Source organism: Rathayibacter sp. VKM Ac-2926, from assembly GCF_022815565.1.
Classification (GTDB): Bacteria; Actinomycetota; Actinomycetes; order Actinomycetales; family Microbacteriaceae; genus Rathayibacter; species Rathayibacter festucae.
The window spans coordinates 108,356-130,760 of record NZ_JALGRS010000011.1 but is presented as its reverse complement, the minus strand read 5'-3'; the positions used below and the strand labels follow the sequence as shown (position 1 = coordinate 130,760).

Genomic DNA, 22,405 nt, shown 5'->3' with positions numbered 1-22,405 from the left:
GCACCCGGCGAACGCGCCGCGGCGGTCAACGACGACTGGAGCCCCGATGAGCATCACCGAACCGCGCACCACCGAGGCACTCGCCGCACCCCCGCCCACGGCCGGGTTCGGCAGCGTCTCGGTCGCGGCGATCCTGGCGGAGGCGGCCCGCCGCACGCCGACGACGATCGCGGTCCGGGTCGGCCCGCAGGCGATCGACTACGGGACCCTCTGGGAGCAGACCCGCGCCTACGCCGGAGCTCTCCGCGCGCGAGGCATCGGCCCCGGCGACCGGGTCGCCCTGCTGATCCCCAACGTCCCCGACTTCCCGCGCGGCTACTTCGCCGTCCTCGCCCTGGGCGCCGTCGTGGTGCCCGTGCACGCGCTGCTCAAGCACGACGAGATCGCCTACGTGCTGCGCGACTCCGGAGCGACCGCGCTGATCTGCGCGGCTCCGCTGCTGGCCGAGGGCGCCGCCGGTGCGGCCCTGGCCGACGTCCCCGTGCTGAGCGTGCTGGTGCCCGACGGCACCGAGAGCCCCTTCCCCCGCCTCGAGGACCTCGCCGCCGACGCGACGCCGATCGACACCTACGTGCCGCGCTCGCCGTTCGACACCGCGACGATCCTCTACACCAGCGGCACCACCGGCCGGCCCAAGGGCGCCGAGGGCACGCACTTCGCGATCGTCTCGCAGTCCGACGTGCTCCTGATGAACACCTTCGACCTGCACCAGGGCGACGTGGTCCTCGGCGCGCTGCCGCTCTTCCACACCTTCGGCCAGGTCTGCGCGATGAACACCGCGTTCCGCACCGCCGCGACCGTGGTGCTCGTGCCCAAGTTCGACGGCGACGCCGCGCTCGAGGCGATGATCGCGCACGAGTGCACCGTGTTCGAGGGCGTGCCGACGATGTACGTCGCACTGCTCGACGCCGCGACCCGCCGCGAGGACCGCCCACCGCTGCGCTACGCGGTCTCCGGCGGAGCGGCCCTGCCCGTCGCCGTGATCGAGCGCTTCCGCGAGGTGTTCGGCGTCGAGATCTACGAGGGCTACGGCCTGACCGAGACCTCGCCCGTCGCGACCTTCAACCACGTCGGCGTCCCGCCGCGCGCCGGCACCGTCGGCACGCCGATCTGGGGCGTGGACGTCGAGGTCGCCCGCGCCGAGGTCGCCGACCGGATCGAGCTGCTCCCCCGCGGCGAGCTGGGCGAGATCGTGGTCCGCGGCCACAACCTGATGAAGGGCTATCTCGGCAACCCCGAGGCCTCGGCCGCCGCGGTCGTCGACGGCTGGTTCCGCACCGGCGACCTCGGCACCAAGGACGAGGAGGACTACATCCGCATCCTCGACCGGACCAAGGACATGATCATCCGCAACGGCTACAACGTGTACCCGCGCGAGGTCGAGGAGGTCCTGATCGGGCACTCCGCCGTGGCCAACGCCGCCGTCTTCGGCGTCCCCGACGAGAAGCACGGCCAGGAGATCATGGCCGCCGTCGTGCTGCTGCCCTCGGCGACGGCGACCGCGGAGGAGCTGATCGCCTACGCGAACGAGCACCTCGCCGCTTTCAAGTTCCCGCGCCGTATCGAGCTCGTCGAGACTCTCCCCCTCGGCCCGAGCGGCAAGATCCTGAAGCGCGAGCTCGTCGCCCAGTACTCCTGACCCCTTCCTCCTCTTCGCGAGATGCCACTTGTGCACACCTCTCACGGCGTGTCGCGCTCATAAGTGGCATCTCGCGGAGAGGCGAGCTCGGGAGCGCGGTGCAGAGTTCCCCTGTAAGGGGGACACGGGGAGGGGCGCGGGTGGGGCATGCTGAGGCGTCCGCCGCGCCACCAGGAAGAAACGATGATGAGCCCCCGCCACCCGCACCTCCCGCCCGATCTGCCGGGTCGCGCCCGCCGGAACGCCCGCTCCGTCGATCCGCGTTCCGCCGTCCGCCGGCGGGCGGCCGCCCTGCCCGCCCTCCTCCGGTCCGCGGGCCGGCCGCAGGACAGCGTTCCCGCCGCCCCCGCCTCCGCGGACCGCAGCCCGTCCGGGCGCCGGCCGCTGCGGGCGGGATCGCTGCGGCTCACCCGCCTCCGCCTCACGCCGCTGCAGTGGGTCGTCGGCGGCGTCACCGCCTTCCTCGCCCTCGTCGCCTGGCTGACGGGCGGGCCCTGGTCGGCGCTGATGATGGTCGCCCTCGTCGTTCTGATCACGGCGGCCTACGGCGTGCTCCTGCGCCGGCCGACCTGGCTCGGACTGCCGCGCCGCCGCAGGGCGTCGGCGATGACGGGGGCCGCCGCGATGCTCGTGCTCGTCCTGAGCACCTCCGCGTTCGGAGCCACGTCCGCGCCGGCGCCCGCCGACGAGCAGGCCGTGGCGTCCGGGACCGAGAGCCCGGCGTCGTTCGCCGCCGCTCCGACTCGCACGACCACGCCGGCGCCCACCCGCACGCCGACGCCCACCCCGACCCCGACCGTCGTGATCACGACCGAGCAGGTCACCGAGACCGCCCCGATCGCCAGATCGTCCCGCACCGAGGACGACCCGAGCGCCGCGCAGGGCACGAGCACCGTCGTGGCGGGCGTCGACGGCGTGCTCACCCGCACCTTCGAGGTCGTCAAGCACGACGGCGTCGAGGTCTCCCGCGCGCAGCTGTCGGAGGCGGTCACCACTCCCGCCGTCGACGACGTCACCCGCGTCGGCACGCTGGCCCCGGCCCCCGCCCCGGTCACCGCGGCAGCCGACGCCGGCTGCCACCCCAGCTACGCCGGCGAGTGCGTCCCCATCGCCTCCGACGGCGACTGCGCCGCGGGCTCCGGCGACGGCCCGGTCTACATCGAGGGCCCGGTCACGGTCGTCGGCCCCGACAGCTACCGCCTGGACAACGACGGCGACGGCATCGCCTGCGACAAGTAACCCCCTCCCCCGCCGCGAGATGCCACTTGCGCACGCGACACGCCGTGTCGAGCGTGCACAAGTGGCATCTCGCGGCGGGGGTCAGCTCAGGAGCGACCAGACCAGCGAGGCGAGCACGGCGCCGACCAGGGCGCCCGCGATCACCTGAGCGGGAGTGTGCGCGCCGAGGCGCACGCGCGACCAGCCGGTCCAGAGAGCGATCGGCACGGTGATCAGCAGCGACCACGGGCCGTAGGCGATCAGCACCACCACCGCGCAGGTCGCGACGACCGCGGCGTGCCCCGACAGCTTCCAGCCGAGGTTGACGATCCCGATCACCGCGAGCACCGCCACCGTCACCACGCCGAACGTCGTCACCGCGGCCGGCGCGCCGAGCACGGCGAGCAGCACGAGCCCGACCACGATCGAGACCAGCGCGAGCCCGATCGGCAGGGCCCGCTCGCGGCGGTCCGGCACGTGGTGATCGCCGCGGATCCGCCCCGCGCGCATCAGCAGCCGCACCACGAGGTACGGCAGCACGCCCACGAACAGCGCCGCGAGTGCTCCCCAGGCCACGCCGAGCAGCGGCGGGTCCGCGACCCGCGCGCCCACGATCAGCGGGACGACCATCGCCAGCACCGGCGGCGCGAACGCCTCCGTCGCCACCCGCGCCGCGAGCGGCCCGCGTCCGCTCGTCGCGGTGTCGGCCGCAGGGCCCCCGAAGCGGCTCACGACTCGTCGACCGGCACGGGGCATTCCGACCGGCTCAGATCTTCTCGATGGGCGCGACCTTGATCAGCAGCTTCTTGGCGCCGACCTGGTCGAAGAGCACGTGCGCGACCCGCTTGCTGCCCTCGCCGGTGACCGCGTTCACGCGGCCCTCGCCGAAGTCGGTGTGCCGGATGCGGTCGCCCGTGATCAGCTCGAGGTCGCCGTTGTCGCGCACCATCCCGGTGATCCGATTGGGGAACTCGCCCTTCGCCTTCGGCGCCGCGGCGAGCGCCTGGCGGAACTCGGTGTTCGACTTCGAGCGGCCGAAGCCGGGCCGCTGCGCGTTGAGCGCCCGCGGCTGCGTGCCGCCGCGCGAGGTCGCCGCCCCCGGCGACTGGCGCCACTCGATCAGCTCGGCCGGGATCTCCTGGAGGAACCGGCTCGGCATCGCGACCGACGTCTCGCCGTACTGCGCCCGGGTCATCGCGAGCGAGAGGTAGAGCCGCTTGCGCGCGCGGGTGATGCCCACGTAGAACAGCCGCCGCTCCTCCGCCGGGCCGCCCGGCTCGTTCGCCGAGATGCGGTGCGGGAGCAGGTCCTCCTCGATGCCGGTGAGGAACACCGCGTCGTACTCGAGCCCCTTCGCGGTGTGCAGGGTCATCAGCGACACGGTCCCGGAGTCGTCGTCGAGGTCGTCCGCCGCGGCGACGAGCGACACCTCGGTGAGGAAGTCGACCAGACCGCCGTCGGGGTTGTTGCGCGCGAACTCCTTCGTCACGGCGATCAGCTCGTCGACGTTCTCGGCGCGCGCCTCGTCCTGCGGGTCGCGGCTGGCGCGGAGCATGTCGATGTAGCCGCTGCGGGAGAGCAGCGCCGACAGCACCTCGTGCACCTTCGCCTCGCCCTCGGGCCGCGCCGGGTCGAGCATCAGCGCGCACTCGTCGAGCAGCGTCGCGAGGTCGACGATCGCCTTCGTCACCTTCGGCCCCATGCCCAGCGACCCGGCGTTGCGCATCGCCTCGCGTAGGGTCACCGCGTTGGTGTCCGCGAAGGACTGCAGCTGCGCTTCCGTCGCCGGGCCGATGCCGCGCTTGGGCGTGTTCATGATCCGCCGCAGCGCCAGCACGTCGGCCGGGTTCGCGACCGTGATCAGGTACGCGAGCGCGTCCTTGATCTCGGCGCGCTCGTAGAACTTGGTGCCGCCGAGGATCCGGTAGGGCAGGGCGGAGCGGATGAAGATCTCCTCCAGCGCGCGGGTCTGCGCGTTGGTGCGGTAGAACACCGCGATCTCGTCGTAGCCGGTGCCGGCCGCGTGGATCCGCGCGATCTCGTCGACGACGAACTGCGCCTCGTCGTGGCCGGAGTACCCGGTGTAGCCGATGATCTTCTCGCCCTCGCCGCTGGCCGACCAGAGGTTCTTCGCACGGCGGTCGAAGTTGTTCGAGATGACGGCGTTCGCGGCCGAGAGGATGTTCTGGGTGGAGCGGTAGTTCTGCTCGAGCAGGATCACCCGGCAGCCGGGGAAGTCGCGCTCGAATTCGACGATGTTGCGGATGTCCGCCCCGCGGAACGCGTAGATCGACTGGTCCGAGTCGCCGACGACCGTGAGCGAGGCCCCGGGGATCGAGCCGTCGGCCGTCACCGGGCCGCGGTAGGGCCGGTCGAAGGCGGCCGCCGCGATCGTCGCCGGCGGGACGGCCCGGGTCAGCTCGTGGATGAGCGAGTACTGCGCGTGGTTCGTGTCCTGGTACTCGTCGACCATCACGTGCCGGAAGCGGCGCTGGTACTTCGCCGCGACGTGCGGGAACGCGCGGAAGAGGTAGACCGTCTGCGCGATCAGGTCGTCGAAGTCGAAGGCGTTCGCGCTCTCGAGCGCGCGCGAGTAGGCGCGGAAGACCTGGAGGAACATCTCCTCGTTCGGGTCGCTCATGTTCGCGGTCCGCGCGTAGGAGTCGACGTCGGCGAGCTCGTTCTTGAGCTTGGAGATCTTCGACGAGGCGCTCGCGACCGTGATGCCGAGCGAGTCCGCCTCGAGGTCCTTCACGATCCGCTTGAGCAGCGCCCGCTGATCGCCCGAGTCGTAGATGGTGAACGACGAGGTCATCCCGAAGTTCTCGGCCTCGCGCCGCAGGATCCGCACGCAGGCGGAGTGGAAGGTCGAGATCCACATGCCCTCGGCCGCCTGGCCGACGATCTTCTCGACGCGCTCGCGCATCTCGGCGGCGGCCTTGTTGGTGAAGGTGATCGCGAGGATCTGGCTGGGCCAGGCCTCGCCGCTGCCGAGCAGGCTCGCGATGCGCCGCGTCAGCACGCTGGTCTTGCCCGAGCCGGCACCCGCGACGATGAGCAGCGCGTCGCCGCGGTACTCGACCGCCTCGCGCTGCTGCGGGTTGAGTCCCGCGACGAGGCGCTCGTGCTCGGGGTCGGTGCGCGCGGAGTCGCCGGAGGGCCCGCCGGGCGCGCCGACGATGACCGGGGTGGCGCGGGAATCGCTCGGATCGAAGAGGAGGCTCATGTCCCTCCGAGTGTAGATCGCGCCTCCGACACCCCGCCGCGGGACGCCGCGCGGTCGGGCTCCGATCAGGCGGCGCGCGACCGCCGCACGGGCGCGGAGAGCGGCCCGCCGATGTCGAGCCCGCGCCAGGCCAGCGCGAAGCCGACCACCGCGACGGTGGAGGTCGCCACCGCGAGCACCTGCAGCAGCACGAACGCCGTGAGGTCCTTGGTGTCGTCGGGGTAGTACTGGATGCCCTGCACGGCGAGCGCCCCGAGCGTCAGCACGAGCACGATCGAGCAGACCAGCAGCACCCGCAGCACCGCCCGGCGCGGCGGCTTCCGCGGCGCCCGCCCCACCTGCGCCCGCGTCGACAGCCAGGCGCAGGCGAGCGAGGCGGAGGCGAGACCGACCAGATCGGCGCCCAGCACATCGCTCGCGCGGTGCCAGGAGGCGGCCATCGTCAGATTCCCGACCAGCACCACCACGGCGCCGCCGATCGCCAGCACGACCGTGCGCCCGCGCCCCGGGACGACCATCGCCAGCGCGAAGACCACCGACACCGCCGCCGCGGTGTGCCCGCTCGGGAAGCTGCCGCCGGTGTACCAGGAGTCGGTCTCCACGAGCAGCGGCCGCTCGAGCACCACGTTCTTCAGCAGCTGCGTCAGCCCGGCCGTGACGACGATCGAGCCGACGGAGGCGAGCGCCAGCGCCGGACGCCGGCGGATCAGCGCGATCGCCGCGACCAGCAGCGCACCGCCGATCATCGACACCGGGGTGACGTCGGCGAGCGCACCCGCCGCCGTGCCGGTGGCCCGGCCGAAGACCAGGTCCGCGCCGCGCAGCCCGGAGTTCTCGGCCGCCTGCCCCTGCGGGGTGAGCACGGCGAGCCCGTAGACCACGGCGACCCCGAGCGCGGCGAGCACGGCGAACACGATCCAGCGGCGGGTGATGCGGGCACGGGTCTTCACGGTCGGGCTCCTCTCGGGATGCGCGGGGCGGGGTCGGTCGGCACCGGCGGGGGCGCCGGGCGGCGGGGTCGTCGGCCCGATGATGCCAGCGGAGGCTCCCGGTCGCCTGCGCACTCGCCGGACCGTGCGATCGTGGTCAGCCGGCGGACCCCGCCCAGGCGTCGTCCTCGGCGGCGCGCGCCTCGATGGCCAGGTCAGGCTGGTCCGCGAACACCCCGTCGATCCCGGTGCGCAGGATCGCGCGGAACTCGTCCTGCCAGGCGCCGTACGCCTCCGGCTCGCGGCCGACGCGGTGCACCTTCTCGAGGAAGCGGTTCTCGGCGCGCAGCGTCCACGTGTAGACCTGCAGCCCGACCGCGTGCGCGTCCGCGACCAGCGAGTTCGTCCCCACGGCCCGCCCCGCGCCGTCCCGGCCGAACAGCATGCTCTTGTCGACGCTGACGCCGTCGACCGTCCCCGCCAGTCCGCGGAGGCCGGCGGGAGTGACGAAGTCGGCGTAGGGCGTCGCCCGCGAGCCGTGCGCCGCCACGAGGTCGGGCGGAGTGCCGCGGGACTCGATCAGGTAGACGCGCCGGGTGCCCACTCCGCGGACCGCGAGGCGCTCGAGGACGGTCTTCTCGAAGCTCTCGATCGTCAGCCGCGGATCGGTGCGCGCCCAGCCCGCCGCGGCCAGCTCCTGCTCGAGGAGGACGTCCAGCGGCAGACCCAGCGCATCGAAGTACGTGGCGTGCTTGATCTCGGCGACGAGCCCCGGCGGCGACGGGGGCGACTCCTCCCCCGCCCGGTCGAGCAGGGCGAGGAGATCGCTGAAGCGCAGGATCGGGAACTGCCCGTCGAAGGTGGCGCTCGAGGCGCGGACGGCCGGCAGCCGCTCCCGCGCGCGGAGCGTCGACAGCTCGGCCCAAGTGAAGTCCTCGGTGAACCAGCCCGAGATCTCCTTGCCGTCGACGCGCTTCGTCGTGCGGCGCTGCGCGAACTCGGGGCGACGTTCCACGTCAGTCGTGCCGGAGATCTCGTTCTCGTGCCGGAGCACCAGCACCCCGTCGCGCGAGGCGACGAGATCCGGCTCGACGGCGTCGGCGCCGAGCGCGATCGCGAGCTCGTAGGCCGATCTGGTGTGCTCCGGGCGGTAGCCGCTGGCCCCGCGGTGGCCGATGACGAGCGGGACGGGACGGGTCGGCATGCGGCGATCCTACGGGCGGCGGCAGGCGACTCCGGGCGGAACCGGGGCTCCCGCGAAGGGAATAGCCAGACTCTGAGAGATGTTCTCAGATACTGTGGACCTACCGCCTGCGGCCCGAGAGGGCAGCCGGTGGATCCCGCAGTCACAGCGACTCAGCTCCGCGAGTCCCGACGGATCCGTCCGTCACCGTCGAGCGCACCTGAGAGAAGAGGAACCATGGCAAGCAACAACCCGGCGTTCGGTCGTCCGGAGTTCAGCAACCGGGGCTACGCCGGCCGCGTGCAGGACGTCCCGGACGTGTCGCCCGGCACGCTCGACCAGATGTACAACCGTCCGGCCGCGGGCTCGGCCGACACCAACCGGATGACCGTCGAGGACACCCTCGCGAAGACGGCACTCGCCTTCGTCGTGCTCCTCGGGGGCGCCGCGGTGGGCTGGTTCGTCCCCGGGCTGATGCTGCCGGCCGTGCTCGTCGCGCTGGTCCTCGGCATCGTCAACGCCTTCAAGAAGGTGCCGTCGCCGGGCCTGATCCTCGGCTACGCGGCGTTCCAGGGCATCGGAGTCGGCGCGATCTCGCGCTTCTTCGAGAGCGCCTACGAGGGCGCGGTCGTCCAGGCCCTGCTCGCGACCGTCGTCGTGATCGGCGTCACCCTGGCGCTGTTCATGAACGGCAAGATCCGCACCTCGCCGAAGCTGAACAAGATCTTCTTCATCGGCATGATCAGCTACGCGGTCTTCTCGCTGGTCAACCTCGGCCTCGGCCTGTTCGGCGTCGGCGGCGGCTTCGGTCTCCGCACCGGCTTCATCGGCATCGTGATCGGCCTCATCGCCATCGCGCTCGCCACCTACTCCCTCGTGATGGACTTCGAGTTCATCCAGCAGGGCGTCCGCAACGGCGCCCCGCGCATCTACGGCTGGACGGGCGCCTACGGCATCCTCGTCACCGTCGTCTGGATGTACCTCGAGCTGCTGCGACTGATCTCGATCTTCCGCCAGTAGTCACGTCCGCTCCGGAGCGATCCGGACCGGCCCGACGGGCGCTCGACCTCACCGGTCGGGCGCCCGTCCGTCGTTGAGCGGCCGGGCCGCGCAGCCCCGCCCGCCGCTTTTGAGACGATGGAGGAATGATGACCGCCGCTCCGACCCGCATCGTCGGCCTCGACGTGGCCCGCGGTCTCGCCGTGCTCGGGATGTTCGCGGCGCACCTCGCCCCCGCCGAGCGCGAGATGATCTGGGACGGCCGCAGCGCCGTCCTCTTCGCCGTCCTCGCGGGCGTCTCGATCGGCCTGATGTCCGGCGGGGCGACGCGCTCGACCCGGCCGTTCCTGGACATCGCGTCGATCCTCCTGCGCGGCCTCTACCTCCTCGTCATCGGGGTCGGTCTGACTCTGCTCGGCACGCCGATCGCGGTGATCCTGCCGCACTACGGCCTGATGTTCGTCGTCGCGGCGCTGCTGATGTTCCTGCCGCGCGCGGTCCTCGCCGTCCTCGCCGCCGTCTTCGCGATCGGCGGCCCCCTGCTCGTCGACCGCATCGTCACCACCGGGAACGACTGGATCGCGACGCTCTCCCCCGAGGACGCCCTGCTCGCGCGGATGCCGCTCACCTGGCTGACGCAGTACTACCCCGTGCCCTCCTGGCTCGCCTATGTGATGCTCGGGCTGCTGATCGCGCGCTGCGACATCCGCTCGGCCACGACGCAGCGCTGGCTCGTGATCGGCGGCGCGGTCGCCGCGGTCCTCGGCTACGGTGTCGGCCTCGCCCTCGGCGGGCCGGAGAGCGTCGAGGCGCACTCGAGCACCACCGCCGAGATCGTCGGCGCCGGCGGTGTCGCGGCCGTCGCGATCGGAGCGCTCACCGCGCTCACCGCGCGCCTCGCCGTCGTCCGTGCGGTCATCGCGCCGCTCGCCGCGGTGGGGGCCATGCCGCTCACGGTCTACTCCGTGCAGCTCGTCGCGCTGGCGGTCTACCTGATCCCCTACGAGCCCTTCGACTTCGCCGCCTGGCAGAGCTGGACGCTGCTCGCGTCCTTCACGGTCGTCGCGGTGTTCGGCGCCCTGCTCTGGCGCCGCTTCGTCGGCCAGGGGCCGCTGGAGTGGCTGGTCGCGCGGGCCTCGCTCCGGCCGCGCACCCGGGCCGCCCGCCCGGCGCTCGGCTAGGGTGATCCGATGATCACGCGACGCGAAGCCGCTCAGCGCCTCGACATCCCCGTCGAGATGGCGACGCGGCACGGGCTGCCCACGCGCCTCTCCGAGGAGGAGCTCGTCGCCCTGGAGCAGGATCCGCCCGCCTGGCTCGCCCAGTCGCGCGAGAACCGCACCGGGAAGCGCCCGGTCTGGGTGACCCTGGACTGCGCCGTCTGCGGTCGCTCCGAGTCGGCCCGCCCGAAGAAGTGGTGGCCCGACTTCAGCTTCCTCGTCTGCGAGGACCACTCGCCCGACGCGTGGCCGCACCACCCCGAGGGACACCGCCGCGACGAGTACGACGGCATCGGCACCCGCTTCGTCGGCGTCCTCGACACCCCCGTCTGACCCGCCCGTCCCGCCTGCCCCCGTCCGATTCGCAGGCGATCCGGCCGCCCGTTCACGTCTGACGCGGGTGAGCGCGCTCTCGCGCCGGGATCACCTGCTCATCGGACCACCCGCCCACGACGACGAACGGGCCCCCGCAGGAGGCCCGTTCACGTACCGCGGTCGCGGCTACTCCCATTCGATGGTGCCCGGCGGCTTGGACGTCACATCGAGCACGACGCGGTTCACGCCGCTCACCTCGTTGGTGATGCGGTTGGAGATGCGGGCGAGCAGGTCGTAGGGCAGTCGCGTCCAGTCGGCCGTCATCGCGTCCTCGGAGGAGACGGGGCGCAGCACGATCGGGTGGCCGTAGGTGCGACCGTCGCCCTGGACGCCGACGGAGCGGACGTCGGCGAGCAGCACGACCGGGCACTGCCAGATCTCGCTGTCGAGGCCGGCGGCGGTGAGCTCGGCGCGGACGATCGCGTCGGCCTCCTGGAGCAGGTCGAGCCGCTCCTGGGTGACCTCGCCGACGATGCGGATGCCGAGGCCGGGGCCGGGGAACGGCTGGCGGCCGACGATCGTCTCGGGCAGCCCGAGCTCGCGGCCGATGGCGCGGACCTCGTCCTTGAAGAGGGTCCGCAGCGGCTCGACGAGCGCGAACTGCAGGTCCTCGGGGAGGCCGCCGACGTTGTGGTGCGACTTGATGTTCGCGGTGCCCGTACCGCCGCCCGACTCGACGACGTCGGGGTAGAGCGTGCCCTGCACGAGGAAGTCGATCGACGTGCCCTCGCCCTGCGCCTCGAGCACGAGCGCCTCGGCGGCGCCCTCGAAGGTGCGGATGAACTCGCGGCCGATGATCTTGCGCTTCTGCTCGGGGTCGCTGACGCCGGCCAGCGCGTCGAGGAACTGCTCGCGCGCGTCGACCGTCACCAGGCGCACACCGGTCGCGGCGACGTAGTCCTCCTCGACCTGGCGGCGCTCGTCCTTGCGCAGCAGGCCGTGGTCGACGAAGACGCAGACCAGCTGGTCGCCGACGGCGCGGTGCACGATCGCCGCGGCGACGGCGGAGTCGACGCCGCCGGACAGACCGCAGATGACGCGGCCGGTGCCGACCTGCTCGCGGATCAGCGCGACCTGGTCGTCGATGACGTTGGAGGAGTTCCAGTCCGCGGGGATGCCGGCGGCGCGGTGCAGGAAGTTCTCGATGACGGCCTGGCCGTGCGCCGAGTGCTTGACCTCGGGGTGCCACTGCACGCCGTAGAGGCGGCGCGCGTCGCTGCCGAACGCGGCGACGGCGGTCGAGCCGGTCGAGGCGAGCACGTCGAATCCGGCGGGTGCCTTCGAGACCTGGTCGCCGTGGCTCATCCAGACCGTCTGGTCGACGGGCTGGTCGCCGAGGAGCACACCGCCGTCGGCCGTGACGGACGCGTCGGTCGCGCCGTACTCACGGAGCCCGGTGTTCGCGACCTCGCCGCCGAGCGTCTTGGCCATCACCTGGAAGCCGTAGCAGATGCCCAGCACGGGGATGCCGAGGTCGAAGATCGCGGGGTCGAGCTGCGGCGCCCCCTCCTCGTACACGCTCGAGGGACCGCCGGACAGGATGATCCCGACCGGCGATTTGGCGGCGATCTCCGCGGCCGTCGTGCCGGACGGGACGATCTCGGAGTACACGTTCGCCTCGCGGACGCGCCGCGCGATCAGCTGCGCGTACTGGGCGCCGAAGTCGACGACGAGCACGGGCTGGGCGGCGAGGTGCGGCTGCGGGGCGGACTGCGGCGCGCTGGCGCCGGACTGCTCACTGATGGGGGGCCTCCACGGAGTCGGTCGGGGTCGTCGGCTCGAGGGCGGCGGTGCGCCGCTCGAGGTACTGCTCCACCTCGCGGGCGATGCGGGTCTCGACGAAGAAGGACAGGGTCGGCACGACTCCGCCGAGCGCGATGAGGACGAACCGCGAGAACGGCCAGCGCATCAGGCTCCACAGGCGGAAGTCGGCGAAGAGGTAGACGACGTAGAACCAGCCGTGCGCGATCAGGATGCCGGTGGACAGGTTCGCGCCCGTCCCGCTCGACTTCCACTCGCCGCCCGGCACCTCGTACATCGGGGCGAAGTGCGCGATCCCCTGCTGCCCGAAGACGAACAGCTCGAGGTGGAACACGTACTTCAGCAGCATCTCGGCGCAGAGCAGCAGGAGCATCACGCCGGTGATGATCGAGGTCACCCGGTAGAAGCGCAGCGCGCTCCGGATCGCAGGGAACTGCGCGGGCTTGGGCTCGAGGGGCATGGGGTCCAGTTTACGGGGCGGAGGCGGTGACCGGGCTCTGCGCGAGCTCGGCGGCCTCGAGGGCCTCCTCGGTCTCGCGCTCCCAGGCGTCGCGGACGAGGCGGAACCACAGGTAGAGCGCGAAGCCGGCGAAGACGACCCACTCGATCGCGTAGAAGACGTTGAGCCAGTTCAGCGAGACGTCGGTGACGCGGGCGGGCGAGTCGATCGCCTCGAGGCCGGAGACCGGCTGGTCGAGGACGACGTAGCCCTGGTAGACGTCCAGCGGCGGGTCCGGCCAGCGGTTGATCAGCGCCGGGATCGAGAGCGCGGTGAGGGTCATCGGATCGGTGCCCTCGGCGGGCACCTCGGCGGCCTCGTTCGCGACGAGGCGGCCGGTGAAGCCGGTCGGCGCCGCCTCCGCGCCGTCGTTCAGGCGCTCGGCGACGCTCCGCGCCTGATCCTCGTCCGCGGTCCAGCCGTAGGCGACGACGAGGTCGGCGTCAGCGGTGCGGGTGCGCGCGATGACCCACCAGCCCGGCTGCTCGCCGTTCAGGCGCCCGCCGAGGATCTCGGCGCCGCCCGGGACGAACTCGGAGCTGCCCGCCACGCGCTGGCCGTCGGCGGTCGCGGTGATCGGGCGCGACGGGGCGGCGACCTCGTCGAGCGGCAGCACCGTCTCGGAGACGCCGGAGTCGGGCGCGGCGGCCTCGACCGCGCGTCCCACCTGCCACTGGCCGAGGGCCGCGAAGAGCCCCGCGATGACCAGGGCCAGGGCCAGGGCCGCGAGCCAGCGCGGTCGCCGGGCGACCTGCCAGACCGTGCTCTGCGGCGGGGCGCTCTGCGTCATGCGTTCCTCGTTCGGGGCGGATCCGCTCGGCGGCGGCGGACCGGTGAAGCCTAGCCAACCAGGGTGGGAGGACCCTCGGATCGCTGCCTGGCCGACGTCGTGCGGGTCGAGCACCGCCGAAACGGCGGCGCCCTGCTCCATGCTGGTCGAGCAGCCCCGCAGGGACGCATTCCATGCTGGTCGAGCAGCCCCGCAGGGGCGTATCGAGACCCGACGTCATCAGCACGGCGGGCCTGCAGACCCGTCCTTCTGATTCAGGTGGGTCTCGATGCGCCCGCTCCGCGGGCTGCTCGACCAGTATGGAGGTCCGCCCGATGATCGGACCGGGCGGCTCAGTAGTCGGGCTCGCGCGGGCGCCGCGGCCGGTCGGAGTCGATGCCGTCGGACTGCTGCATGGCCTGGTCGATGAGGGCCTGTCGCATCGGGTCCGGGAACTCGTCGTCCAGCTCGTCCGGCTCGACGGGCCGGCGCGGGCGGGGAGCAGGCTCGGCGACCGGCGCCTCGGCGGGGTCGGCCGCTGGACGCTCGTCCGCCGCCCCGTCCGCCATCGCCGCCTCGACGAGGGCGAAGTCCTCCTCCGCCATCGCACTGCGGGTGGCCGGCTTCGGCCGGTGCCGCCGCCGCGAGAGGAACTGCCCGATGCTCTCCGAGCGCGACGCGAGGATCGGGCCGACGATCGCCATGATCAGCACGTAGAGTCCCGCGAACGGCTGGATCCGCTCGTCGAGCCCCGCCGAGAGCGAGAGCGTCGCGAGGATCAGCGCGAACTCGCCCCGGTTGTGCAGGATGAAGGCCGCGTTGAGCCCGGCCCGGGGCCCGAGCTTGTTCAGCCACGCGACGAACTGGCCGGCGCCGAGGTTGAGCACGATCGTCATCACTGCGGCGGCGATCACCGGCAGCACCACGTCGGGGAACGCCCCGGGGTCGAGGCCGAGGCCGAAGTTCACGAAGAAGAAGGCGCCGAACACGTCGCGCAGCGGGATCGCGATCCGCTCGACCCGCGCGCGGAACCGGGTGGCGCCGATCACCAGGCCGATCAGGAACGCGCCGATCGCGTCGGTCACGCCGAGCACCTCGCCGATCCCGCCGAAGAGGATCGCGAGACCGAAGAACAGGATCGTGAACAGCTCGTCGTCGCGGGTGCGGAAGAACCGCGAGACGACCCGGCCGCCCCAGCGCGCGATCGCGAACATCACCACGAGGAACGCGAACGCGATGACCAGCTTGAGCACGACCGGCCACGGCTCCGTCTCGCCCGAGAGCACGACCGACACGATCGCCAGGTAGACCGCGATGAAGATGTCCTCCACGACGGTGACGCCGAGGATCATCGGCGTCTCCGGATTGGCGAGGCGCTTGAGCTCGATCAGCAGCTTCGTCACGATCGCGCTCGAGCTCGTCGCCGTGATGCCCGCGATGATCAGCGCCTCGCGGCTGCCCCAGCCCAGCACGAATCCGAAGGCCAGGCCGGCCGCCATGTTGACGGCGATGTAGGAGCCGCCGGAGAGGATCAGCCGCGCCGCGTTGCCGTAGAACTCGTCCTGATCGAACTCGAGGCCGAGGTTGAACAGCAGCAGGATCAGCCCGAAGACCGCCGTCAGCTCGATGTAGGACGACTCGAAGTCGAGCGGGAACAGGTGGAAGTTCGGGCTCGCGAGCAGGCCGACGACCATGTAGATCGGGATGGCCGGAAGGCCGATCGTGCGCCCCAGCCGCCCGAGGACGTAGGCAACGACGAACAGGACACCGAGGACGATGAGGTCTTCGCCGTGGTGCATCCTCAGGCTCCGGGCGGCGTCTCGGGAGCCTTGGCGAAGACGCCGGAGCGGAAGAAGGCGAAGGCCTTGGCGACCTTCTCGGGGCTGCCGGCGACGACGAGCGTGTCGCCCGGGAACACCCGGAAGTCGGGGGCGGGAGCGGGGTTCGCGGCGTCACCGCGCACGACGGCGACGACGGTGAGGCCGACGATGCCGCGGTCGGCGGGCTTGCCCAGCTGCTGGCCCGCGATGTGGTCGTCGTAGTCGACGGTGAACCAGTCGATGGAGAGCCCGGGGATCTGGTCGAGCGCGGTGAGCGACTCGGTGATCTGGGTGCCGCCGAGCAGCTCGGCGAGGGTGTGCGCCTCGTCGTCGCTGAGGCGGAGCGAGACCTTCGCGCCGTCCTGGTCGCCCTCGGCGAAGGTGATCAAATCGCTGTGACCCGAGCGGTGCGCGATGACGCCGACCTTGCCGCCGTCGGCGGTGAGGAAGGTGTGCAGGACACCGACACCGGGCAGCTTGACCCTGCGGACCTCGACCATGCGTGCTCCATCCGCGCCTGACAGCGCTCCGACCTCGGGATTCCTCCCAGTTTAGGCGGCCACCGCCCACCCCCGGCCCCCGTTCGCCCACGGAGGACCCGGTCACCGGCCACCGGTCGCCGCCGCCGAGGCGTCCCCGAACGGTCGAGACGTCCACCCGCATTAGGACGTCTCGACCACAGAGTGGGACGCCTCGCTCTCCACAGGGCGTCGCGCGCCGTCCACAGAGCTGGGGAGAGGTCGGCCGATGAGGGCGCCCGGAGTGAAAGGGTTCCGGGATGACACGGGTGGAGCTGTTCCGGGGAGGGGCCTGCGGGAGGTCGGCGGAGTTCGTCCGCCTCCGTCGCGGGGTCCACGTGCGCGCGGCGGAATGGGCGAGCGCCTCGGTCGACGCGCGCCACCGCGCCCGCATCGACGCGGTCGCCGCGACGTGGGACCGGCCCGTCTTCGTCCGTGAGTCCGCCGCCGCGGCCTGGGGCCTCCCCCTGGTCGAGCCGCTCGACGAGACCGTGCACGTCGCCGCGTCGCCGGTGGTCGGCAGCAGATCGCGCAACGGCGTCGCGGAGCACCGAGGCGCGGCGTCCTCTTCAACAGTGGTCGTCGACGGGCTGACGATCTCCGATCTCGCGCAGACCGTGCTCGACCTCTGCCGCTTCTCCTCCTTCCGGCGCGCCGTCACCGCGGCGGACCACGCCCTGCGGATGCGCGGCAGCCACGGCGAGCACCTTCTCGAGCTGGAGGAGCTGAGGGAGCGCCTCGCCGTCCTTCCCGGCGGGGCCCGCGGCCGTGCGGCGGCGGCGCGGGCGATCGACTTCGCCGACGAGCGCGCCGACTCGCCCTTGGAGTCGATCAGCCGGGTCGCGATGCACCAGGCGGGGCTCCCCCGTCCTGTGCTCCAGCGGCCGTTCCACGACGACGAGGGCCTGATCGGCCCGGTCGACTTCTTCTTCGAGGACGCCGGCGTCATCGGCGAGGCCGATGGGGCGCACAAGTACACGGATCCGCGGTTCCTCCGCGGGCGCAGCCCCGAGCGGGCGCTGCTCGACGAGAAGCGCCGGGAGGACCGCCTCCGCGCTCTCGTCAGCGGCGTCGTCCGCTGGCGCTGGCAGGACGCCTACGCCGCGCGCCCGATGCTCGCCGCCCTTGCGCGCGCGGGAGTGCGCCCCACCGAGACGGCCTCGAACGGTCGAAGCGTCCCGCTGCTGCGGGACGTCTCGACCGTTCGGGGACGCCTCGGCCGGCCGCCAGGCTAGCTGGGCTGGTACGGGGCGACGACGACCTCGACGCGCTGGAACTCCTTGAGATCGGAGTAGCCGGTGGTCGCCATCGAGCGCCGCAGGGCGCCGATCAGGTTGGCGGTGCCGTTCGCGTCGGTCGCGGGGCCGTAGAGGACCTGCTCGAGCGTGCCGACGGTGCCGACCTGGACGCGGCGACCGCGCGGGAGCTGCTGGTGGTGCGCCTCGGCACCCCAGTGCCAGCCGCCGCCGGGCGCGTCGGTGGCGCGGGCGAGCGCGGAGCCGAGCATCACGGCGTCGGCGCCGACCGCGACGGCCTTGACGATGTCGCCGGAGGTGCCGAGGCCGCCGTCCGCGATGACGTGCACGTAGCGTCCGCCGGACTCGTCGAGGTAGTCGCGGCGAGCGCCGGCGACGTCGGCGACCGCGGTGGCCATCGGCGCCTGGATGCCCAGCGTCGCGCGGGTCGTCGAGGCGGCGCCGCCGCCGAAGCCGACGAGGACGCCCGCGGCGCCCGTGCGCATCAGGTGCAGGGCGGCCGTGTAGGTCGAGGCCCCGCCGACGATGACCGGCACGTCGAGCTCGTAGATGAACTTCTTGAGGTTGAGCGGCTCGGTGTCCCGCGAGACGTGCTCGGCCGACACGGTCGTGCCGCGGATGACGAACACGTCGACCCCCGCGTCGACCACCGTCTGGTACAGCTCGGCGGTGCGCTGCGGCGACAGCGCACCCGCGACCGTCACGCCGGCCGCGCGGATCTCCGCGAGCCGCGCCGTCACCAGCTCCGGCTTCACCGGCTCCGAGTAGATCTCCTGCATGCGCTGCGTCGCCCGCTCCGCCGGCAGCTCCCGGATCTCCGCCAGCAGCGGCTCCGGGTCCTCGTAGCGCGTCCACAGCCCCTCGAGGTCGAGGACGCCCAGCGCCCCCAGCCGGCCCAGCGTGATCGCCGTCGCCGGCGAGACCACCGAGTCCATCGGCGCCGCGAGGATCGGAGTGCTGAACTGGTACGCGTCGATCGCCCACTTCACCGAGACCACCTCCGGATCGCGGGTCCGGCGGCTCGGGACCACCGCGATGTCGTCGAAGGCGTACGCGCGGCGGGCGCGCTTGGCGCGCCCGATCTCGATCTCCATGAGCGGCAGTTTACCTGTGGCTCCATCCTCGCTCCGCGCCTCGCTCCGCTCAGCACTCCGCTCGTCTGTCGCCCGCAGTCGGCTCGAGCAGGCGGTCACGTCCCATAGAGCGTCTCGCGTCCGCGCACGCCGATCCGCTAGCACGCGGATCGCCGGGCGGTGCTTCCCGTGCCGTGCGCCTCGCTCCGCTCGTTGCACGGCCGCAGTCGGCTCAGGCAGGTGGTCGCGTCCCGCAGAGCGTCCTACTTCCGCGCACGCCGATCCGCTGACACGCGGATCACCGGATAGCGCTCCCACCCTGCTGCCGAGCGTGTCTGGGGGGGCAGTCGCGGCGGGCGCAGCCCGCTCGCGCTGCCGCCAGCAGGCGCAGTCGCGGCGGCGCGCCAGCGCCGCTCGCGCTGCGTCCCTCGGTCTCACACACGTCCGCGTGCCCCGAGTGGGAGGCGTCGGGTCGTGAGGGCGGCCCCTCCGGCGTGGTGGGCGTATGGGCCGAAGGCCCATCGGGCAGAGGGGCCGCCCTCACGACCCGGCGCCGACCCCCACCCAGAGACGCAGCAGAATCAGCGCCGGTAGTTCGGCGCCTCCACCACCATCTGCACATCATGCGGGTGCGACTCCTTGAGCCCCGCCGCCGTGATCCGCACGAACTTCCCGCGCTGCTTCAGCTCCGAGATCGTCCGCGCCCCCACGTAGAACATCGACTGCCGCAGCCCGCCCGCCAGCTGGTACGCCACATTCGCGAGCGGCCCGCGGTACGGCACCTGGCCCTCGATGCCCTCCGCGATCAGCTTGTCGTCGGTGGGGACGTCGGACTGGAAGTAGCGGTCCTTCGAGTAGGAGGTCCGCTCGCCGCGGGTCTGCAGCGCGCCGAGCGACCCCATGCCGCGGTAGGTCTTGAACTGCTTGCCGTTCTGGAAGACGAGGTCGCCGGGGCTCTCCTCGCAGCCCGCGAGGAGCGAGCCGAGCATGACGGTGTCGGCGCCGGCGACGAGCGCCTTCGCGATGTCGCCGGAGTACTGCAGTCCGCCGTCGGCGATCACGGGAACGCCCGACTCGCGGGCGGCGAGCGACGCCTCGTAGACGGCGGTCACCTGCGGCACGCCGACGCCGGCGACGACGCGGGTGGTGCAGATGGAGCCGGGGCCGACTCCGACCTTGATGGCGTCGGCGCCCGCGTCGACGAGCGCCTGGGCGCCGGAGCGGGTGGCCACGTTGCCGCCGATGACGTCGACGCCGGCGAAGGCCGAGTCGGCCTTGAGGCGGCGGATGATCTCGAGGACCCCGGCGGAGTCCCCGTTCGCGGTGTCGACGACGAGGACGTCGACCCCGGCGTCGAGGAGCGCGGTGGCGCGCTGCCAGGCGTCGCCGAAGAAGCCGATGGCGGCGCCGACGCGCAGGCGACCCTCCTCGTCCTTGGTCGCGTTCGGGTACTGCTCGGACTTGTCGAAGTCCTTCACGGTGATGAGCCCGGCGAGCTTGCCCTGCGCGTCGACGAGGGGCAGCTTCTCGATCTTGTGCTGCGCGAAGAGCGCGATCACCTCGCTGTCGGGGATGCCGACGCGGCCGGTGATCAGGCCGGCGCTCGTCATCACGTCGCGGACGAGGGTGGACGCCTTCTCGAACGGCGAGACGAAGCGCATGTCGCGGTTGGTGATGATGCCGACGAGGACGCCGCTCGCGTCGACGACGGGGAGGCCGCTGATCCGGTACTGGCCGCAGAGGTCGTCGACCTGCGCGACGGTCGCGTCGGGAGTGGTGGTGACGGGGTTCGACACCATGCCCGACTCGCTGCGCTTGACGCGGTCGACCTGATCGGCCTGATCGGCGATCGAGAGGTTGCGGTGCAGGATGCCGAGGCCGCCCTGACGGGCCATGGCGATCGCCATCCGCGACTCGGTGACGGTGTCCATCGCCGCGGAGAGCAGCGGGGTCGCGACCGTGATGCGCTTGGTGAGCCGGGAGGCCGTGTCGGCCTCGCTCGGGATGACGTCGGTGTGCCCGGGGAGGAGCATGACGTCGTCGTAGGTGAGTCCGAGGAATCCGAAGGGATCCGGCTGGTCCATCAATGCCCCTTAGCAGGTCGTGCGGGTGGCCCGGTGGTGGAGGTCGCGCATCCGGTCACGGGTGTCCCGGATGCTCAATCTTAAGCGCGGCGACGCGCCCGGTATTCCTGCCCGGACGTCCCTCGGATGTGCTCCGGGCGCGCTCGCGACCCGTGCGGGGGACACGGGAGCGCTCTCCGCCCCGCATAATGTCGTCACGCAGTAGTGCAGGTGGGGAAACACCGCCGACACATGCGGAACGTATGGTCAACCAACGTTGTTTGACGACGGCGATCCGGGCGCGCCCGAGGACCCCATCCGTCTGTGCACCCTGACGAGAGGTAGACGTCTTGCTCACAGCCAGCCGTTCGACGCGCCACAAGCGCGCGACGACCCTGCATCCGACGGACCGGGAGGCTCCCCGTGCCTAGGCGGCTCCCCACACTCCGCACGCTCCGCGACGGCCTGGTCGCACTCGGCCTGCTCGCCGCGACCCTGACCGGCGTCGCCGCTGCAGCACCCGCTGCGACCGCCGAGACCACGGCCGACCAGTCGATCATCGCCTGGGTCCGCGTGCAGGGCACGAACGAGAACCTGGTGGGGGTGACCGTCGAGCTCGGCGGCGACGCCACCGCGACCCTCACCACGGGCGACGACGGCCGCGCCGTCTTCCCGCTCGAGGAGGCCGGCACCTTCAGCGTGACGGTCGACGAGGAGACGCTCCCCGCCGACAAGGGCTATCCGGCAGCGGGTCAGAACCCGAAGCAGGTGACGATCGTCTCCTCGCAGAACCAGATCGTGAACTTCATCGTCTCGACGGCCAACCCGATCGGCACGGGCGCGAGCGCTCCGGTCCCGACCGACTCCGCCGCCCCCACGAGCCCCGCCACCGAGGGCACCACGGGCAACGACGCGACGAACCCCGACGGGACCTCGAACGCGGTGAACCAGCCGGTCTCGGCAGACACCTTCTGGATCATCTTCTGGCCCAAGGTCGTCACCGGCCTGATCTTCGGACTCCTGATCGCCCTCGCGGCGATCGGCGCCTCGCTGATCTACGGCGTCACCGGGCTGAACAACTTCGCCCACGGCGAGCTGGTCACCTTCGGTGCGCTGATGGCGTACCTCTTCTCCGGCGTCTTCGGGCTGCCGGCGCTGCTGGCGATCCCGATCGCGGTGATCCTCGGCGGGGCGTTCGGCTTCGCGCAGGACGGACTGCTCTGGAAGCCGCTGCGCAAGAGGAACATCCAGCTCATCCCGCTGATGATCGTGACCATCGGCCTGTCGCTCGCGCTGCGCTACACCTTCGTCTTCTTCTTCGGCGCGGACCGCCTCTCGCTGCCGAACAGCACGGCGCCGTTCTTCACGGTCCCGGCGCTCGGCATCAGCCTCAAGTTCACCGACCTCGTCGGCGCGGCCGTCGGCATCGTCTGCATCGTCGGTGTCGCCCTGCTGCTCACGAAGACCAAGATCGGCAAGGCGATGCGCGCGGTGTCCGACAACCGGGCCCTCGCCTCCGCCTCCGGCATCAACGTCGAGCGCGTCATCCGCGTGGTCTGGGTGCTCTCCGGAGCCCTCGCCGCGCTGGCCGGCGTCTACATCGGCTACTACCAGTCGCTGCGCTGGGACACCGGAGCGTCGATCCTGCTGCTGATCTTCGCGGCGATCACGCTCGGCGGACTCGGCTCCGCCTACGGAGCGCTGGTCGGCTCGCTCATCATCGGCCTGATGATGAACATCTCGACGATCTGGATCCCGGAGAACCTCAAGTACGTGGCTCCGCTCGTCCTCATGATCATCATCCTGCTGGTCAGACCGCAGGGCATCCTCGGTCGCAAGGAACGGATCGGCTGACAC

18 protein-coding genes are annotated in these 22,405 nt (G+C 72.1%); 7 read left to right on the top strand and 11 right to left on the bottom strand.

The features are described 5' to 3' along the window. The first annotated feature begins 46 nt into the window (after nt 1-46). Nucleotides 47-1,639 (top strand): long-chain fatty acid--CoA ligase, encoded by a 1,593-nt coding sequence (locus MT351_RS15490; RefSeq protein WP_123735064.1) that lies wholly within the window; start codon nt 47-49, stop codon nt 1,637-1,639. Nucleotides 1,640-1,825: 186 nt separating this feature from the next. After that, nucleotides 1,826-2,878, top strand: coding sequence for a G5 domain-containing protein (locus MT351_RS15485; RefSeq protein ID WP_243582588.1), 1,053 nt, complete (start codon nt 1,826-1,828; stop codon nt 2,876-2,878). Nucleotides 2,879-2,959: 81 nt separating this feature from the next. On the opposite strand, the gene MT351_RS20365 is transcribed toward MT351_RS15485, so the two are convergent. The 4 genes from MT351_RS20365 to MT351_RS15465 form a co-directional block, all read right to left on the bottom strand. Then, on the bottom strand, nt 2,960-3,589 hold the full coding sequence (locus MT351_RS20365; protein WP_243582587.1) for a phosphatase PAP2 family protein: 630 nt from the start codon (nt 3,587-3,589) through the stop codon (nt 2,960-2,962). A 34-nt stretch (nt 3,590-3,623) separates the two neighbouring features. Further along, nucleotides 3,624-6,083, bottom strand: a complete 2,460-nt coding sequence (locus MT351_RS15475) for an ATP-dependent helicase (protein ID WP_243582586.1) — start codon at nt 6,081-6,083, stop codon at nt 3,624-3,626. 65 nt (nt 6,084-6,148) lie between these two features. After that, complete coding sequence (locus MT351_RS15470; protein WP_123445105.1) at nt 6,149-7,033, bottom strand: phosphatase PAP2 family protein; 885 nt, start codon at nt 7,031-7,033, stop codon at nt 6,149-6,151. A 136-nt stretch (nt 7,034-7,169) separates the two neighbouring features. Beyond that, nucleotides 7,170-8,216, bottom strand: a complete 1,047-nt coding sequence (locus MT351_RS15465; RefSeq protein ID WP_243582585.1) for a glycerophosphodiester phosphodiesterase family protein — start codon at nt 8,214-8,216, stop codon at nt 7,170-7,172. Between the two features lie 216 nt (nt 8,217-8,432). On the opposite strand from MT351_RS15465, the gene MT351_RS15460 reads away from it, so the two are divergent. From MT351_RS15460 to MT351_RS15450, 3 genes are all read left to right on the top strand, one after another. Continuing rightward, entirely contained in the window at nt 8,433-9,215 is a 783-nt protein-coding gene (locus tag MT351_RS15460; protein ID WP_243582584.1) for a Bax inhibitor-1/YccA family protein, read from the top strand. Between the two features lie 128 nt (nt 9,216-9,343). Further along, nucleotides 9,344-10,375: a DUF418 domain-containing protein gene (locus tag MT351_RS15455; RefSeq protein ID WP_243582583.1), complete on the top strand. Its 1,032-nt coding sequence runs from the start codon at nt 9,344-9,346 to the stop codon at nt 10,373-10,375. A gap of 9 nt (nt 10,376-10,384) precedes the next feature. Beyond that, nucleotides 10,385-10,747, top strand: coding sequence for a hypothetical protein (locus MT351_RS15450; RefSeq protein ID WP_243582582.1), 363 nt, complete (start codon nt 10,385-10,387; stop codon nt 10,745-10,747). A 168-nt stretch (nt 10,748-10,915) separates the two neighbouring features. Here the strand turns inward: MT351_RS15450 and guaA are convergent, their stop codons facing one another. The 5 genes from guaA to MT351_RS15425 all read right to left on the bottom strand — a co-directional run bounded on the left by guaA (nt 10,916) and on the right by MT351_RS15425 (nt 16,138). After that, complete coding sequence (guaA, locus tag MT351_RS15445; protein ID WP_221181081.1) at nt 10,916-12,466, bottom strand: glutamine-hydrolyzing GMP synthase; 1,551 nt, start codon at nt 12,464-12,466, stop codon at nt 10,916-10,918. A 58-nt stretch (nt 12,467-12,524) separates the two neighbouring features. Continuing rightward, the gene (locus MT351_RS15440) at nt 12,525-13,010 is read right to left on the bottom strand and encodes a DUF3817 domain-containing protein (RefSeq protein ID WP_123445099.1); all 486 of its coding nucleotides are present in this window, start codon (nt 13,008-13,010) and stop codon (nt 12,525-12,527) included. A 10-nt stretch (nt 13,011-13,020) separates the two neighbouring features. Continuing rightward, nucleotides 13,021-13,839, bottom strand: a complete 819-nt coding sequence (locus MT351_RS15435) for an SURF1 family protein (RefSeq protein ID WP_133960580.1) — start codon at nt 13,837-13,839, stop codon at nt 13,021-13,023. Nucleotides 13,840-14,171: 332 nt separating this feature from the next. Continuing rightward, nucleotides 14,172-15,617: a cation:proton antiporter gene (locus tag MT351_RS15430; RefSeq protein WP_123445097.1), complete on the bottom strand. Its 1,446-nt coding sequence runs from the start codon at nt 15,615-15,617 to the stop codon at nt 14,172-14,174. A 2-nt stretch (nt 15,618-15,619) separates the two neighbouring features. Then, nucleotides 15,620-16,138 carry a cation:proton antiporter regulatory subunit gene (locus MT351_RS15425; protein WP_123445096.1) on the bottom strand — a complete coding sequence of 173 codons (519 nt, stop codon included), beginning with the start codon at nt 16,136-16,138 and terminating at the stop codon, nt 15,620-15,622. A gap of 278 nt (nt 16,139-16,416) precedes the next feature. Between MT351_RS15425 and MT351_RS15420 the strand changes: the two genes are divergently transcribed. Next, on the top strand, nt 16,417-17,391 hold the full coding sequence (locus MT351_RS15420) for a hypothetical protein (protein WP_243582581.1): 975 nt from the start codon (nt 16,417-16,419) through the stop codon (nt 17,389-17,391). On the opposite strand, the gene MT351_RS15415 is transcribed toward MT351_RS15420, so the two are convergent. Together MT351_RS15415 and guaB are read right to left on the bottom strand one after the other, a co-directional pair. Then, on the bottom strand, nt 17,388-18,506 hold the full coding sequence (locus MT351_RS15415) for a GuaB3 family IMP dehydrogenase-related protein (protein ID WP_123733534.1): 1,119 nt from the start codon (nt 18,504-18,506) through the stop codon (nt 17,388-17,390). The genes MT351_RS15420 and MT351_RS15415 overlap by 4 nt on opposite strands. 560 nt (nt 18,507-19,066) lie before the next feature. Next, complete coding sequence (guaB, locus tag MT351_RS15410) at nt 19,067-20,569, bottom strand: IMP dehydrogenase (protein ID WP_132436020.1); 1,503 nt, start codon at nt 20,567-20,569, stop codon at nt 19,067-19,069. A gap of 402 nt (nt 20,570-20,971) precedes the next feature. On the opposite strand from guaB, the gene MT351_RS15405 reads away from it, so the two are divergent. Continuing rightward, a complete protein-coding gene (locus MT351_RS15405) occupies nt 20,972-22,402 on the top strand; it encodes a branched-chain amino acid ABC transporter permease (RefSeq protein ID WP_243582580.1) in 1,431 nt (476 codons plus the stop codon). The last annotated feature ends 3 nt before the right edge of the window (nt 22,403-22,405 follow it).

What these genes read in the sequence shown, in the direction of transcription:
- MT351_RS15440 (WP_123445099.1), bottom strand. Translation starts at nt 13,010, where the DNA reads ATGCCCCTCGAGCCCAAGCCCGCGCAGTTCCCTGCGATCCGGAGCGCG.
- MT351_RS15450 (WP_243582582.1), top strand. Translation starts at nt 10,385, where the DNA reads ATGATCACGCGACGCGAAGCCGCTCAGCGCCTCGACATCCCCGTCGAG.
- MT351_RS15420 (WP_243582581.1), top strand. Translation starts at nt 16,417, where the DNA reads ATGACACGGGTGGAGCTGTTCCGGGGAGGGGCCTGCGGGAGGTCGGCG.
- MT351_RS15485 (WP_243582588.1), top strand. Translation starts at nt 1,826, where the DNA reads ATGAGCCCCCGCCACCCGCACCTCCCGCCCGATCTGCCGGGTCGCGCC.
- MT351_RS15435 (WP_133960580.1), bottom strand. Translation starts at nt 13,839, where the DNA reads ATGACGCAGAGCGCCCCGCCGCAGAGCACGGTCTGGCAGGTCGCCCGG.
- MT351_RS15415 (WP_123733534.1), bottom strand. Translation starts at nt 18,506, where the DNA reads ATGGAGATCGAGATCGGGCGCGCCAAGCGCGCCCGCCGCGCGTACGCC.
- MT351_RS15430 (WP_123445097.1), bottom strand. Translation starts at nt 15,617, where the DNA reads ATGCACCACGGCGAAGACCTCATCGTCCTCGGTGTCCTGTTCGTCGTT.
- MT351_RS15490 (WP_123735064.1), top strand. Translation starts at nt 47, where the DNA reads ATGAGCATCACCGAACCGCGCACCACCGAGGCACTCGCCGCACCCCCG.
- MT351_RS15425 (WP_123445096.1), bottom strand. Translation starts at nt 16,138, where the DNA reads ATGGTCGAGGTCCGCAGGGTCAAGCTGCCCGGTGTCGGTGTCCTGCAC.
- MT351_RS15455 (WP_243582583.1), top strand. Translation starts at nt 9,344, where the DNA reads ATGACCGCCGCTCCGACCCGCATCGTCGGCCTCGACGTGGCCCGCGGT.
- MT351_RS15465 (WP_243582585.1), bottom strand. Translation starts at nt 8,216, where the DNA reads ATGCCGACCCGTCCCGTCCCGCTCGTCATCGGCCACCGCGGGGCCAGC.
- MT351_RS15475 (WP_243582586.1), bottom strand. Translation starts at nt 6,083, where the DNA reads ATGAGCCTCCTCTTCGATCCGAGCGATTCCCGCGCCACCCCGGTCATC.
- guaB (WP_132436020.1), bottom strand. Translation starts at nt 20,569, where the DNA reads ATGGACCAGCCGGATCCCTTCGGATTCCTCGGACTCACCTACGACGAC.
- MT351_RS15460 (WP_243582584.1), top strand. Translation starts at nt 8,433, where the DNA reads ATGGCAAGCAACAACCCGGCGTTCGGTCGTCCGGAGTTCAGCAACCGG.